Below are 14,223 nucleotides of genomic sequence, written 5' to 3'. Positions count from 1 at the left end.
TTGCCCAAAGTCTGGGTGTCGGCCTTCCCCGGCGCGGGCGCGGCACGGAACCATGGAACACGGCAGTTCCCGCGACCTTCCCGCAGCGCTCCGACATCGGCAGCGCGCTCGCGCCGGGACTCCTGGCCCCGTCCCCGGGGCACATGTGCTCGAGGAACGAGGGCCGCCGAGGGGTGGCAGAGAACAGGTGGAACAGTGAAGAAGACTCCGTGGATCGTCGCGGCCGCGACCGTGTGCGTCGTCGGTCTGGGCGGTGGGGGCACCGCCTTCGCCATGTCCAACGAGGCGGCGGTGACCGTGTACGGCGAGCAGTCGACCGTGCGCACCTTCAGTCCGACGGTCGCCGAGCTGCTGCAGGCGCAGGGCATCGAGGTCACGGACACCGATCTCGTGGTCCCGGACCTGGGGGAGACCGTCACCGACGGCATGGAGATCCAGGTCGTCCATCGCACGCCGGTGACCGTCACCATCGACGGCGAGGACCAGAAGCTCCTCACCACCGGTGACACCGTCGGAGACGCCCTCGAGGACGTGGACTACGAGGCCGAGGGCGCTCGGGTCAGCCCGGAACCCGAGACCGAGCTGCCGGACGACTCCGCGCACATCAATGTCGTCACCCGCAAGACCGTCACCTTCAAGGGTGCCCGCGGCCAGGACACCTTCGACGTGACGGCGCTGACCGTCGACGAGGCCATGAAGAAGGTCCTCGGCGACATCGAGGACACCGACAAGGCCTCCGTCGACCGCGACTCGATCCTCGAGGACGGCGCGACCATCACCGTCCAGCGCATCCGCGAGAAGGAGCGCACCGAGACCGAGTCCATCCCGTTCGAGACCAAGACGGTCGAGGACGACGATCTGCTCGAGGGCAAGACCGAGGTCACCACGGAGGGCAAGAAGGGCACGACGGAGAAGGTCTACACCGACACCGTCGTCGACGGCGAGGTCACCGACTCCGAGCTGGTCTCGGAGAAGGTCACCTCCGAGCCCGTCGACGAGGTCGTGGCCAAGGGGACCAAGCCGGCGCCCGAGCCCGAGCCCGAGCCCGAGCCGCAGGAGCAGAGCTCGGATTCGTCCTCGGACTCCTCCGACTCCTCGGACTCCTCCCGCTCCGAGAGCTCGTCCTCGCGCAGCTCCGAGCGTGAGTCCACCTCCGAGTCCGGGAACACCGGCGCCTCCGCCCCGGCAGCTCCCAGCGGGTCGGTCTGGGACCGTCTGGCCCAGTGCGAGTCCGGCGGCGACTGGTCGATCAACACGGGCAACGGGTTCTCCGGCGGCCTGCAGTTCACCAAGTCCACCTGGCAGGCCTTCGGCGGCGGGCAGTACGCCCCGGTGGCCCATCAGGCGAGCCGCGCACAGCAGATCGCCGTGGCCAAGAACGTCCAGGCCACCCAGGGCTGGGGCGCATGGCCCTCCTGCACCTCCCAGCTCGGGATCCGCTGAACGGTACCGACCGATCCGGCGGCCCTCGCCCCTGACGGGGCCGATCTGCCGCCGACGTGTACGCCACGAGCGCGCCGCGATCATCGCGGCGCGCTCGTGCGTGGATGGACCGGGCCGGGGACACGCCCAGGACATACGTCGTCATGTGATCTGCGTCGGAACGCCCCAGAAGCTTTGACCCCATGCGGCGCGCCTCAGTAGACTGCCACTGCGTCCGGAGTGCCCTCTGGTCGTGACCCGGGACGAGTCCCGCGATCACCCTGCGGGGAGGTCGCGGAGGGTGTCCCCCGCGAGGAGCGGATCCTCGCGGTGTGCCCGAATGCGGGACGGCTGCCATGCCCGGCACCGCCCGCGGGCACCGATCACGGTCCTCCAGGACGCCCGGCAGGTGCCATCACCTGACGGGCGGGTCGATCCGCCGGCGTTCCCCGGGCGTGGGGACGGTGCATCGGGTCGCCGGCCGCGGGAGCGGTCGAAGAAGTCGATCCTTCGGTGCCAACAGCGCCGAGGGCTGAACAGGAAGAGTAGCTGTGCCCACTATCCAGCAGTTGGTGCGCAAGGGACGGGACGCCAGGTCCGGGTCCTCCAGCACGCCCGCGCTCAAGGGGTCCCCCCAGCGCCGCGGCGTCTGCACGCGCGTTTACACCCAGACCCCCAAGAAGCCGAACTCGGCGCTGCGGAAGATCGCCCGCGTGCGCCTGTCCACCGGCGTCGAGGTCACCGCGTACATCCCCGGTGAGGGCCACAACCTCCAGGAGCACTCGATCGTGCTCGTCCGCGGCGGTCGTGTGAAGGACCTCCCCGGTGTGCGCTACAAGATCGTCCGCGGCGCGCTCGACACCCAGGCAGTGAAGGGCCGCAAGCAGGCTCGCTCCCACTACGGCGCCAAGAAGGAGAAGAAGTAATGCCTCGTAAGGGCCCCGCTCCCAAGCGCCCGCTGGCCGTCGACCCCGTCTTCGGCTCGCCGATCGTCACGCAGCTCATCAACAAGATCCTCCTGGACGGCAAGAAGACCGTCGCCGAGGGGATCGTGTACGACGCCCTCGAGGGCGCCCGTGAGAAGAACGGTCAGGATCCCGTCGTCACCCTGAAGAAGGCGCTGGACAACATTCGGCCATCCCTCGAGGTCCGCTCCCGCCGCGTCGGCGGGGCGACCTACCAGGTCCCGATCGAGGTCAAGCCCGGCCGTGCCACCACGTTGGCGCTGCGCTGGCTCGTCAGTTACTCCCGCGCCCGTCGCGAGAACAGCATGACCGAGCGTCTGATGAACGAGATCCTCGACGCCTCCAACGGCCTCGGTGCCGCGGTGAAGCGTCGCGAGGACACTCACAAGATGGCCGAGTCCAACCGGGCCTTCGCGCACTACCGCTGGTGAGTTCAGGTGGGGTCCTCCTTCACGGGTGGGCCCCACCGACTGCCCTCCGGCACGTCGACCAGCTTCCGTTCTCCAGAAAGGCTCAAGCCCGTGGCACTCGCAGTGCTCAGTGACCTGAACAAGGTCCGCAACATCGGCATCATGGCTCACATCGATGCCGGCAAGACCACCACCACCGAGCGCATCCTCTTCTACACCGGCGTGAACTACAAGATGGGCGAGACCCACGACGGCGCCGGCACCATGGACTGGATGGACCAGGAGAAGGAGCGCGGCATCACGATCACGTCGGCCGCGACCACCTGCTACTGGCACGACAACCAGATCAACATCATCGACACCCCCGGCCACGTCGACTTCACCGTTGAGGTGGAGCGTTCGCTGCGCGTGCTCGACGGCGCCGTCGCGGTGTTCGACGGCAAGGAGGGCGTGGAGCCCCAGTCGGAGACCGTCTGGCGCCAGGCCGACAAGTACGACGTCCCGCGCGTCTGCTTCGTCAACAAGATGGACAAGCTCGGTGCGGACTTCTTCTTCACCGTCCGGACCATCGTGGAGCGCCTCGGCGCCAAGCCGCTGGTCATGCAGGTCCCGATCGGTGCGGAGAACGACTTCACCGGCATCGTCGACCTCGTCGAGATGAAGGCCTACGACTGGCCCGAGACGCTCGAGGAGGACATGCCGGCGATCAACTCCAAGAAGGGTGACCCCTCGCGCGGTCAGTGGCAGCGCGAGATCTCGATCCCCGAGGACCTCGCCGACACCGTCGCGGAGTACCGCGGCAAGCTCGTCGAGGACGTCGCCGAGAGCTCCGAGGAGCTCATGGAGAAGTACCTCGAGGAAGGTGACCTCTCGGTCGCCGAGCTCAAGGCCGGCATCCGCGCCCTGACCGTCAACTCCGAGGCCTACCCGGTCTTCTGCGGCACCGCCTTCAAGAACAAGGGCGTCCAGCCCATGCTCGACGGTGTCATCGACTACCTGCCCTCCCCGCTCGACGTGCCCGCCATGGTGGGCCACAAGCCGAACGACGAGAGCGTCGAGCTGACCCGCAGCGCCGACTGGGACGCGCCCTTCTCGGCCCTCGCGTTCAAGGTCTCCTCGCACCCGTTCTTCGGCTCGCTGACCTACGTGCGCGTGTACTCGGGCCAGGTGAAGCAGGGCGAGCAGATCGTCAACGCCACCACCGGCAAGAAGGAGCGCGTCGGCAAGCTCTTCCAGATGCACTCCAACAAGGAGAACCCGGTGGAGGAGGCCTTCGCGGGCCACATCTACGCCTTCATCGGCCTCAAGGACACCACCACGGGCGACACGCTCACGGATCCGAACGACCAGATCCAGCTGGAGTCCATGAGCTTCCCGGAGCCGGTCATCTCGGTGGCCATCGAGCCCAAGACCAAGGGCGACCAGGAGAAGCTGGGTGTGGCCATCCAGAAGCTCGCCAAGGAGGATCCGACCTTCCAGGTGCAGCTGGACGAGGAGACCGGTCAGACGGTCATCCGCGGCATGGGTGAGCTCCACCTCGACATCCTCGTGGATCGCATGCGCCGCGAGTTCAACGTCGAGGCGAACATCGGCAAGCCGCAGGTCGCCTACCGCGAGACCATCAAGCGCGTCGTGGAGAAGTACGACTTCACCCACAAGAAGCAGACCGGCGGCTCCGGCCAGTTCGCGAAGGTGCAGATCACCTTCGGCCCGCTGACCGATGCCGAAGAGGGCGTCTTCTACGAGTTCGACAACAAGGTCACCGGTGGCCGCATCCCGCGCGAGTACATCCCGAGCGTGGACGCGGGCATCCAGAGTGCCCTCGAGTCGGGCATCATGGCCGGCTACCCGGTCGTGAACGTGAAGGCGGAGCTGATCGACGGGGCGTTCCACGACGTCGACTCCTCGGAGATGGCGTTCAAGATCGCCGGCTCCATGGCGGCCAAGGAGGCTCTTCGCCAGGCGAAGCCGGTCCTCCTCGAGCCCCTCATGGACGTCGAGGTCCGTACTCCGGAGGAGTACATGGGAGATGTCATCGGCGACCTGAACTCCCGGCGAGGTCAGGTCCAGTCGATGGAGGACGCGAGCGGGGTCAAGATCGTCCGTGCTCTCGTCCCGCTGTCGGAGATGTTCGGTTACGTCGGCGACCTGCGGTCCAGGACCCAGGGCCGGGCGATGTACACGATGCAGTTCGACAGCTACGCGGAGGTCCCCGCCAGCATCGCTGAGGAGATCGTCGCGAAGACCCGGGGCGAGTGAGAAGACGGGGGAGCAGGTAGGCTCCTTCTCCTGGTCCCCCGCCTTTCCATCGGACGTCCTCCCCTCCCGGGAGGGATCCGATCCCGATCCAGAAGTACCACGAGAAGAAGTCCTAGGAGGACACCACCATGGCCAAGGCCAAGTTCGAGCGGACCAAGCCGCACGTCAACATCGGCACCATCGGTCACGTCGACCACGGCAAGACGACGCTGAGCGCCGCCATCTCCAAGGTCCTGTACGACAAGTTCCCGGAGCTGAACAAGGCCCGTGACTTCGACACGATCGACAACGCGCCCGAGGAGAAGCAGCGCGGCATCACGATCAACGTCTCGCACATCGAGTACGAGACCGACAAGCGTCACTACGCGCACGTCGACGCCCCCGGCCACGCCGACTACGTCAAGAACATGATCACCGGCGCCGCTCAGATGGACGGTGCGATCCTCGTGGTCGCCGCCACCGACGGTCCGATGGCGCAGACCCGTGAGCACGTGCTGCTCGCGAAGCAGGTCGGCGTGCCCTACCTGCTCGCCGCGCTCAACAAGGCCGACATGGTCGAGGACGATGAGATCATCGAGCTCGTCGAGATGGAGGTCCGCGAGATGCTGACCGAGCAGGGCTTCGACGAGGACGCACCGATCATCAAGGTCTCCGCGCTCAAGGCGCTCGAGGGCGACGAGAAGTGGGTCAAGTCCGTCGAGGACCTCATGGATGCGGTGGACGAGTCCATCCCGGATCCGGTCCGCGATCTCGACCAGCCCTTCCTCATGCCGATCGAGGACGTCTTCACGATCCAGGGCCGTGGCACCGTCGTGACCGGCAAGGTCGACCGCGGCAAGCTCTCGATCAACACCGAGATCGAGATCGTGGGCATCCGTGCGCCGCAGAAGACGATCGTCACCGGCATCGAGATGTTCCACAAGCAGATGGACGAGGCGTGGGCCGGCGAGAACTGCGGCCTGCTCCTGCGTGGCACCAAGCGTGACGACGTCGAGCGCGGCCAGGTCGTCGTGAAGCCGGGTTCGATCACCCCGCACACCAACTTCGAGGCGCAGGTCTACATCCTGTCCAAGGACGAGGGCGGCCGTCACAACCCGTTCTACTCGAACTACCGTCCGCAGTTCTACTTCCGGACCACCGACGTCACCGGCGTCATCACGCTGCCCGAGGGCACCGAGATGGTCATGCCCGGCGACAACACCGAGATGACGGTCGAGCTGATCCAGCCGATCGCCATGGAGGAGGGCCTCGGCTTCGCCATCCGTGAGGGTGGCCGCACCGTGGGCTCCGGCCGAGTCACCACGATCGTCAAGTGATCAGAGCGGGGGCGACCCCGCAGCGGTGACCGCGTCCTGGGGACGCTGCATCGGCGAAGGCCCCGACCCGGACATCCGGGTCGGGGCCTTCTCGCATCCCGGCACCGTGCACCTGCGCCGGAGCCGCGAGCTCCCACCGGCTTCCGGCGAGCACGCGGCGCCCTGTCCGGCGGCGCGTGCTCGCCGAGTGTTCGTGGATGGGAACACCGGCCCGTGACGGGTCGGCCGGTGCGCTGCTGCGGTCTCCACGGTTCCGGCCGTCGGGATCGAGGCCTGGCGGGGTGGGAGGAAGAGAACCCCGCCCCGCCGGAACGGCGGGACGGGGGCGCAGCAGTCAGCCGGGGCGTCACCGCGGTGGCGAATCCGCCGCCGCGGGCGGGTCCCCGCTGAGCCGGAGGCGATGCCTCGGACGGGTCAGCGGGAGCCGCGGTAGGGGTCGTCCTCGGCCGGGGAATCGCTCGAGGGGCGGGAGGCGTCGGGTGCCGACGGGACGTCCCGGCCCTCCGCGGGATCCGCGGGGTGCTCGTCCTCCCGCAGCGGTGTCCCGGCAGGCTGGCCGAAGGACGGACGGCTCGCTCGGGAGGGCGGGGCCTCCCCGGCGCTCGCGGGGGAGGGCATGGTCGGCTGACCGTACGACGGACGCCCGGACTGCGGCTCGGGTGCCGTCGCCCGTCCGGGGGCTGACCCCGGCCACGCGGGAGAGCCCTGGCCGTCCTGGGGCCCCGGTGCCTGACCGACCTTCCCGCGACCGACGTGCTGCTGTCCGTGCCCTTGGTCGTACTGGCCCTGGCCGTACCGCTGCTGACCATAATGCCCCTGACCGAACTGCTGCTGGCCGTACTGCTGCTGGCCGTATTGCTGCTGGTCATGGCGTTGACCGAGCTGTCCCTGGCCGTACTGCTGCGGGGCCGCACTCCCGGCACCGCGGTGGCCTGCGGCGTCGTGGCCGGGCATCGACGCGGTCGGTGGCGGGGAGGTCATCGGCACGGCCCCGGACTCCGCCAGGAGATGACGGGCCTGCTCGGCATGCTTGTGCTCGACGAGCAGCTCGTACTGCATGGGGATCGTGGCGGTCATCGAGGTGAAGTCGCGCTTGCCGCCGGTGAGCAGATGGCCCACCGCGGTCCAGACCGTGAAGAACACGATGCCCATCAGCACGCTGGTCAGCACCACCCAGAGGCTGTTGGGGGAGGTGATCAGGAACAGCAGGATACCGAGGAACAGGCCCATCCACAGGCCGGACATGATGCCCTGGCCGATGATGCGGCCCCAGGTCTTGCGGCCGGTCACACGCTCCATGAGCTTGAGGTCGGTGCCGACGATCAGGGTGGACTGCACCGGGAAGTGCTTGTCGGCGAGGGTGTCGACGACGGTCTGCACCTCCTGGTACGTGCTGTAGACCCCGAGGGACCGCGGGTACTCCAGGTCGTACAGCCGCGCTGTCAGCGGAGAGGGGGACTGCGGTGGCTGGCTCATGGTGCCACCGTAGATCAGGAGTCGGCGAAGCCGCTGGACCGCGGGTGTGTGCGCGGTGGGAAGTGCTGGGAAGTGTGTGGCGCGCGCCCCCGCGAGGGGACTGCCGGTGCATGTGGACGGCCGAGCAGTCGTCCCAGCTCCGGCCGAGCGGCGCCATTTTTGCAACTTTTTGGCCACACGGCTCGATATTCGTGCAGATGTGAGCAGAGCGCTTCTATACTGACTCCAGCGGTGCGACGTCGCGCCGCGTCCTGGACAGGACATCCTCCGTTTCAATGATGAAAGAGGGAGCAATGGACGACCCCAAGGATCCCATCATGCTCGACACTCCGGCCGAGAAGCTCGGAGCGTCCCGACGGCTCTTCCTCGGCCTCGCCGGGGTGGGCACCGGGGCCGCCGCCCTGAGCGCCTGTGCCGCCGGTGGCGGTGGCGGCGGCGGTGACGAGGGCGAGGACGGTTCCGGCGTGGGCACCGGGGAGGGCGACGTCTCCGACGACAACCCCTTCGGCGTCTCGGGCGATGCGAAGGTCGACGTCGTCATCTTCAACGGCGGCTACGGCGACCAGTACGCGAAGGACGCCGGCGAGAAGTACCAGGAGATGTACCCGGACGCCGACGTACAGGTCTCCTCGACCGTGAACATCCAGCCCGATCTGCAGCCGCGCTTCATCGGCGGCAACCCGCCGGACCTCTTCGACAACTCGGGCGCGCAGTCGATGAACTCCGGGGCGCTCGTCGGGGAAGGCAGCGTGGCCGAGATCGATCAGCTCGTCGAGGCGACCTCCCTCGACGGCGGCACCATCAAGGACTCTCTGATCCCCGGCTCGCTGGCTCCGGGGACGTATTCCGGCAAGCTGTACGCCCTCAACTACGTCTACACCGTCTACGCGGTGTGGTTCTCCCGCAAGCAGTTCGAGGAGAAGGGCTGGACCCCGCCTGTCACCTGGGACGACGTGATGACCATCGGTGAAGCCGCCAAGGGCGAGGACATCGCGCTGTTCCCGTGGGGCGGGCAGAACGCCTCGAACTACTATCGCGAGCTCGCCCTCTCGATGGCCATCAAGGAGGGCGGCGTCGAGGTGCAGAAGAATCTCGACCGCCTCGAGCCCGACGCCTTCGAGCAGGACTCCGTCGTCAGCGCGTACGCGGCGATCGAGGATGCCGTCGCGGCCGGATACTTCCTCTCCGGCGGTGCCGGGATCAAGCACACCGAGGCCCAGGCCCAATGGGTCACCGGAAAAGCGGTGATGTACCCGTCGGGCTCGTGGATCGAGAACGAGCAGAAGGGCATCACCCCGGAGGACTACGAGATGGTGGGCGTTCCCACCCCCCAGCTCAGTTCGAGCGGCGCGATGCCCCCGGAGACCATCCACGGCACGGCGGGGGAGCCCTTCTTCGTCCCCAGCGACGCCGCGAACGGGGCCGGGGGGCTGGAGTTCCTGCGGATCATGCTCTCCAAGGAACAGGCGCAGAACTTCTCCGAGATCACCTCGTCCCCGACGGTCCTCAAGGACACCATCCCCGAGGGCGCCTTCGGCTCCACCGCGCTCGCCTCGACCAACGAGATGATCACCGCCGCAGGAGAGAACACCTTCCACATCAGCCACCGCGACTGGTACGGGCTCGGCCCCGACACGGTCACCCTGTGGACGGAGTTCCTCAGCGGCGCTCTGACCGCCGACCAGGCCCGGGAGCGGGAGCAGGCGATGATCGACGCGGTCCGCGAGGACGACAGCATCGAGAAGTTCGACGTTCCCGAGTGATGGCGGCCGTTCCCACTGCAGTCCCCGCGGGTGCGCCGTCGCGTACCCGAGGGGCCCGCCGCAGGATCACACCCGCCCGGGCCCTCTTCTTCGCGGTCTTCCTCGGACTGCCGCTGCTGCTCTACGTCGTCATCGTCGTGTGGCCGGTCGCCCAGGCGATCTACTACTCGCTGACCGACTGGCGGGGCCTGGCGGCCGCCCCCGAGTTCATCGGGCTGGGCAACTACGTCACGCTGTTCCAGGACCCCACCTTCCTCAAGGCGCTGACCAACAACTTGATCCTGTTGGTCGCGCTGCCCACGATCGTGATCGTGCTGGCGTTCGCGCTGGCGATCCTGGTCACCGTCGGGGGCAGCACGCGCGGGCAGATCCGTGGCGTGCGCGGGGCGAACTTCTTCCGCATGGTGAGCTTCTTCCCGTACGTGATCCCGGCCGTCGTGGTCGGCATCCTGTTCGCCTTCATCTACTCACCCAACGGCGGGCTGCTCAATGGCACCCTCGGCCTGGTCGGTCTGGACTCCGGGATCGCGTGGCTGGGAAACCCGGACTACGCCCTGATCGCGGTCATGCTGGCCGTGGTCTGGAACCTGCTCGGGTTCTACATGGTGCTCTTCGTCGCCGCGATCCACGCGGTGCCCGCCGAGGTGGTGGAAGCCGCACGTCTCGACGGCTGTGGACGCATGCGGCTCTCTGTGCAGGTGATCATGCCGATGATCCGGGAGAACGTGTCGACGGCCGCCGTGTACATGGGCATCGTCGCGCTGGACATGTTCGTGTACATCCAGGTGATGACGCCGAACGGCGGCACGGCCAAGAGCACCGAGGTCATCTCCCGGTACCTCTACCAGACGGCGTTCTTCGACTCGCGGTTCGGGCTCGCCTCGGCCATGGGTGTGGTGCTCGCTCTGGTGACGATGCTGATGGCCGTGATCGTCCTGTTCAGCTTCCGACGGAAGGATGTGTGATGGCGAAGAGCCCCGAGTCCGCGGGGGCCGCGCAGGCGGGCCCCGCGCGAGCGCACGCCGTCGACGGCTCCGGATCCCGGGGCCGAGGCGGCCGTTCCGCGTCCTCGGGCGGGGACCGGAGCTTCGGCGTCATCGCCAACGTGGTCCTGACCATCTGGGCGCTGCTGGTGGTCCTGCCGCTGCTGTGGACCTTCTACAGCTCGTTCAAGAACTCTCGGGAGATCCTCACCTCACCGTTCAGCCTGCCCGAGAAGCTGAACGTCGAGAACTTCGTGACCGCCTGGACCGAGGCCGGCATCGGCCGGTTCTTCGGGAACACGCTGATCGTCGTCGGCGGAGCGCTGTTCCTGGTGATGCTCCTGGGCTCCATGTGTGCGTACGTCCTGGCCCGGTACGCCTTCCCCGGGCGTCGGCTGATCTACTACGGGCTGATCGCCGGGCTCACGTTCCCGCTGTTCCTCGCCGTGGTGCCGCTGTTCTTCGTGCTGGAATCGATGGGGCTGCGCAACACCTACATCGGGTTGATCCTGGCCTATGCCGGCTTCGCCCTCCCGTTCACGGTGTTCTTCCTCTATGCGTTCTTCCGACAGCTGCCGGAAGAGATCGCCGAGGCCGCCGCCATCGACGGCGCAGGGGACTTCCGTACCTTCTTCACGGTGATGGTCCCGATGGCGGCCCCGGGGCTCGCCAGCGTGACGATCTTCAACTTCCTCGGCCTGTGGAACCAGTTCCTGCTCCCGGTCGTGCTGAACACGGACGAGAGCAAGTTCGTGCTCGCCCAGGGCCTCGCGAACATGCAGGCGCAGCAGGGCTACCAGTCGGACTGGGGCGCGATGTTCGCCGCCGTGACCATCACGATCCTGCCGGTGCTCATCGTCTACGCGTTCTTCCAGCGCCAGCTGCAGGGCGGCGTCGGACGCGGCGCGGACAAATGACCGACGGGTGATGGTCGAGCCGCCGTGACCGAACGGCGGGCGATCCACCCCGGATCAGGCGCTCGGACCGATCGGTCCTCGGATCAGGCGCTCGGACGGGCCCGGGACCCCGGATGTGATGGGGTGCACCCGGGCCCGTCTTGTCGCCGGCGACGGGCTCTGGCAAACTGTATGGGTTGTCTGCGCGGGCCGACATGCCCGGTTCCGTTCTCCGTGGGTCCAGTACCGCGGCGAATGATCACCGGATGAGGTCCGTCCCGAGGATGCGAACTGCGCCACTGGCGCTGATCGCGCATCGACGAGGGAAGCGACGCAGAAGCAGCCGATTCTCGGCGGCCGAAGGCAGGGCTGTGTGCCCCGCGGAGGCCGACACGCCCGTCCTCGGGTACCGGGAGCGGCTGCATCCATGCCAGACGAGAAGAGAGACAGGACGCCATGGCGGGACAGAAGATCCGCATCCGGCTCAAGTCGTACGACCACGAGGTGATCGACACCTCGGCGCGCAAGATCGTCGAGACGGTCTCCAGCGCGGGTGCGACGGTCGTGGGCCCGGTGCCGCTGCCGACCGAGAAGAACGTGTTCTGCGTGATCCGTTCTCCCCACAAGTACAAGGACTCCCGTGAGCATTTCGAGATGCGCACGCACAAGCGACTGATCGACATCGTCGACCCCACGCCCAAGGCCGTGGACTCGCTCATGCGTCTCGACCTGCCGGCGGACGTCAACATCGAGATCAAGCTCTGAGGCAGGTGGACATGAGCAACGAACTGACAGGGCAGCAGGCCCGTCCGGTGACCGGCGTGCTCGGCACCAAGCTCGGCATGACCCAGGTCTGGGACGACAGCGGAAAGCTCGTTCCTGTGACCGTCGTGCAGACCGGTGCGAACGTCGTCACCCAGATCCGTTCCCTCGAGACCGACGGGTACGACGCCGTGCAGATCGCTTACGGCCAGATCGACCCCCGCAAGGTGTCGGCCCCGCTGAAGGGCCACTTCGAGAAGGCCGGCGTGACCCCGCGCCGTCATCTCGTCGAGCTGCGCACCGCGGATGCCGCCGAGTACAGCCTCGGACAGGAGATCGACGCGTCGGTCTTCACCTCCGGCCAGAAGGTCGACATCGTCGGCACCTCCAAGGGCAAGGGCACCGCGGGCGTCATGAAGCGTCACGGCTTCGCCGGCGTCAGCGCCACCCACGGTCAGCACCGCAACCACCGCAAGCCCGGGTCCATCGGCGGCGCGTCCACCCCCGGTCGCGTCTTCCGGGGTCAGCGCATGGCTGGCCGTATGGGCAGCGATCGCACCAGTGTCCAGAACCTGACCGTTCATGCGGTCGACGTCGAGAAGGGCCTCGTGCTCGTCAAGGGTGCCGTTCCCGGCGCCAAGGGCGGCCTCGTGCTCGTCCGCTCGGCTGTCAAGAGCCCCGCGAAGGAGGCCTGAGCCCGATGGCAGCGAACCTGACCGTCGAGGTGCTCGACACCGCCGGAAAGAAGTCCGGCACCGTCGAGCTGCCCGCGTCGATCTTCGACGTGCAGACCAATGTGCCCCTGATCCACCAGGTGGTCGTCGCCCAGCAGGCGGCCGCCCGTCAGGGCACCCACAAGACCAAGACCCGCGCCGAGGTGCGCGGCGGCGGCAAGAAGCCCTGGAAGCAGAAGGGCACCGGTCGTGCCCGTCAGGGTTCCCTGCGCGCACCGCAGTTCGCCGGTGGCGGCACCGTCCACGGCCCCGTCCCGCGCGACTACGGTCAGCGCACCCCGAAGAAGATGAAGGCCGCCGCTCTGCGGGGCGCCCTCTCCGATCGGGCCCGCAACGGCCGCGTCCACGTGGTCTCGTCCCTGCTCGACGGGGACGTCGCCTCCACCAAGGCGGCCCGCGTGACCCTGTCCCACGTCTCCGACCGCCGGCACCTGCTGGTCGTCGTGCGTCGTGACGACGACCTGGGCGCGCTGAGCTCGCGCAACCTGCCGACCACCCACGTCCTGTACGCGGACCAGGTGAACACCTACGACGTCATGCTCTCCGACGACGTCGTGTTCACCGCCGGTGCGCTGGAGGACTTCGTGGCCCAGGCCACCCTGACCCTTCCCGCCTCCTCCTTCGCCACGGCGAAGGCTGCTGCTGCCGCCCCGGCTCCCGCCGCGCCGGCCGCCGCTGCCGAGGAGGGCCCCTTCGGCGACGGCTCCGCGGCCCCGCTGGCCGACGGCTCCGCGCCCGAGGGCTTCACCATCAAGGGCAACCAGGGTTCGAAGAAGTTCCACACCGAGGACTCCCCGTGGTACGGCCGTACCAAGGCCGAGGTCTGGTTCGCGTCCGAGGAGGCCGCCCTGGCCGCCGGGTTCGTGAACGCGGTCAAGGAGTCCACCCCGGCCGATGAGGCCGCCGAGGAGGAGTCGAAGTGACCTCGCTGAACAAGGATCCCCGCGACGTCCTGCTGGCCCCGGTCGTCTCCGAGAAGAGCTACGGGCTGATGGACGAGGGCAAGTACACCTTCCTGGTGGACGCTCGCGCCAACAAGACCGAGATCAAGATCGCCGTCGAATCCATCTTCGACGTCAAGGTCTCCTCGGTGAACACGATCAACCGTCAGGGCAAGACGCGCCGCACGCGCTTCGGGACCGGCAAGCGCAAGAACACCAAGCGCGCCGTGATCACCCTGACTGACGGAGCCATCGACATCTTCGGAGGGTCGGTCGCCTGAGGCGGCCGATGTCCG

13 protein-coding genes are annotated in these 14,223 nt (G+C 67.8%); 12 read left to right on the top strand and 1 reads right to left on the bottom strand.

Translation table 11 applies throughout. The features are described 5' to 3' along the window. The first annotated feature begins 195 nt into the window (after nt 1-195). The 5 genes from BH708_RS20540 to tuf all read left to right on the top strand — a co-directional run bounded on the left by BH708_RS20540 (nt 196) and on the right by tuf (nt 6,372). Nucleotides 196-1,443: a resuscitation-promoting factor gene (locus BH708_RS20540; protein WP_076808108.1), complete on the top strand. Its 1,248-nt coding sequence runs from the start codon at nt 196-198 to the stop codon at nt 1,441-1,443. Nucleotides 1,444-1,973: 530 nt separating this feature from the next. Next, nucleotides 1,974-2,348: a 30S ribosomal protein S12 gene (gene rpsL / locus BH708_RS08550; protein ID WP_076808106.1), complete on the top strand. Its 375-nt coding sequence runs from the start codon at nt 1,974-1,976 to the stop codon at nt 2,346-2,348. Next, nucleotides 2,348-2,818: a 30S ribosomal protein S7 gene (gene rpsG / locus BH708_RS08545; protein WP_076808104.1), complete on the top strand. Its 471-nt coding sequence runs from the start codon at nt 2,348-2,350 to the stop codon at nt 2,816-2,818. The genes rpsL and rpsG overlap by 1 nt, the downstream gene beginning before the upstream one ends. A gap of 90 nt (nt 2,819-2,908) precedes the next feature. Then, complete coding sequence (gene fusA / locus BH708_RS08540) at nt 2,909-5,056, top strand: elongation factor G (protein ID WP_076808103.1); 2,148 nt, start codon at nt 2,909-2,911, stop codon at nt 5,054-5,056. A 128-nt stretch (nt 5,057-5,184) separates the two neighbouring features. Beyond that, nucleotides 5,185-6,372, top strand: a complete 1,188-nt coding sequence (gene tuf / locus BH708_RS08535) for an elongation factor Tu (protein ID WP_076808101.1) — start codon at nt 5,185-5,187, stop codon at nt 6,370-6,372. 414 nt (nt 6,373-6,786) lie between these two features. On the opposite strand, the gene BH708_RS08530 is transcribed toward tuf, so the two are convergent. Beyond that, complete coding sequence (locus tag BH708_RS08530) at nt 6,787-7,848, bottom strand: general stress protein (RefSeq protein WP_076808099.1); 1,062 nt, start codon at nt 7,846-7,848, stop codon at nt 6,787-6,789. A 317-nt stretch (nt 7,849-8,165) separates the two neighbouring features. On the opposite strand from BH708_RS08530, the gene ngcE reads away from it, so the two are divergent. From ngcE to rplW, 7 genes are all read left to right on the top strand, one after another. Further along, nucleotides 8,166-9,611, top strand: coding sequence for an N-acetylglucosamine/diacetylchitobiose ABC transporter substrate-binding protein (gene ngcE, locus BH708_RS08525; protein ID WP_253705525.1), 1,446 nt, complete (start codon nt 8,166-8,168; stop codon nt 9,609-9,611). Continuing rightward, a complete protein-coding gene (locus BH708_RS08520) occupies nt 9,611-10,576 on the top strand; it encodes a carbohydrate ABC transporter permease (RefSeq protein ID WP_076808096.1) in 966 nt (321 codons plus the stop codon). Before ngcE ends, BH708_RS08520 begins: the two co-directional genes overlap by 1 nt. After that, nucleotides 10,576-11,511 carry a carbohydrate ABC transporter permease gene (locus BH708_RS08515; protein WP_083713399.1) on the top strand — a complete coding sequence of 312 codons (936 nt, stop codon included), beginning with the start codon at nt 10,576-10,578 and terminating at the stop codon, nt 11,509-11,511. Before BH708_RS08520 ends, BH708_RS08515 begins: the two co-directional genes overlap by 1 nt. 435 nt (nt 11,512-11,946) lie before the next feature. After that, on the top strand, nt 11,947-12,255 hold the full coding sequence (rpsJ, locus tag BH708_RS08510) for a 30S ribosomal protein S10 (protein ID WP_076808092.1): 309 nt from the start codon (nt 11,947-11,949) through the stop codon (nt 12,253-12,255). Between the two features lie 11 nt (nt 12,256-12,266). After that, on the top strand, nt 12,267-12,947 hold the full coding sequence (gene rplC, locus BH708_RS08505) for a 50S ribosomal protein L3 (protein ID WP_076808090.1): 681 nt from the start codon (nt 12,267-12,269) through the stop codon (nt 12,945-12,947). Between the two features lie 5 nt (nt 12,948-12,952). Continuing rightward, entirely contained in the window at nt 12,953-13,909 is a 957-nt protein-coding gene (gene rplD / locus BH708_RS08500) for a 50S ribosomal protein L4 (protein WP_076808089.1), read from the top strand. Then, the gene (gene rplW / locus BH708_RS08495) at nt 13,906-14,208 is read left to right on the top strand and encodes a 50S ribosomal protein L23 (protein WP_076808087.1); all 303 of its coding nucleotides are present in this window, start codon (nt 13,906-13,908) and stop codon (nt 14,206-14,208) included. The genes rplD and rplW overlap by 4 nt, the downstream gene beginning before the upstream one ends. Nucleotides 14,209-14,223 lie beyond the last annotated feature (15 nt).

Source organism: Brachybacterium sp. P6-10-X1 (genome assembly GCF_001969445.1).
Classification (GTDB): Bacteria; Actinomycetota; Actinomycetes; order Actinomycetales; family Dermabacteraceae; genus Brachybacterium.
The sequence above is the reverse complement of the archived record's forward strand: the minus strand, read 5'-3'. Positions and strand labels throughout refer to the sequence as shown.

Excerpts from the sequence above, each read along its gene's own strand:
- rpsG (WP_076808104.1), top strand. The coding sequence starts at position 2,348 with ATGCCTCGTAAGGGCCCCGCTCCCAAGCGCCCGCTGGCCGTCGACCCC.
- tuf (WP_076808101.1), top strand. The coding sequence starts at position 5,185 with ATGGCCAAGGCCAAGTTCGAGCGGACCAAGCCGCACGTCAACATCGGC.
- BH708_RS08530 (WP_076808099.1), bottom strand. The coding sequence starts at position 7,848 with ATGAGCCAGCCACCGCAGTCCCCCTCTCCGCTGACAGCGCGGCTGTAC.
- ngcE (WP_253705525.1), top strand. The coding sequence starts at position 8,166 with ATGCTCGACACTCCGGCCGAGAAGCTCGGAGCGTCCCGACGGCTCTTC.
- BH708_RS08520 (WP_076808096.1), top strand. The coding sequence starts at position 9,611 with ATGGCGGCCGTTCCCACTGCAGTCCCCGCGGGTGCGCCGTCGCGTACC.
- BH708_RS08515 (WP_083713399.1), top strand. The coding sequence starts at position 10,576 with ATGGCGAAGAGCCCCGAGTCCGCGGGGGCCGCGCAGGCGGGCCCCGCG.
- rpsJ (WP_076808092.1), top strand. The coding sequence starts at position 11,947 with ATGGCGGGACAGAAGATCCGCATCCGGCTCAAGTCGTACGACCACGAG.
- rplC (WP_076808090.1), top strand. The coding sequence starts at position 12,267 with ATGAGCAACGAACTGACAGGGCAGCAGGCCCGTCCGGTGACCGGCGTG.
- rplD (WP_076808089.1), top strand. The coding sequence starts at position 12,953 with ATGGCAGCGAACCTGACCGTCGAGGTGCTCGACACCGCCGGAAAGAAG.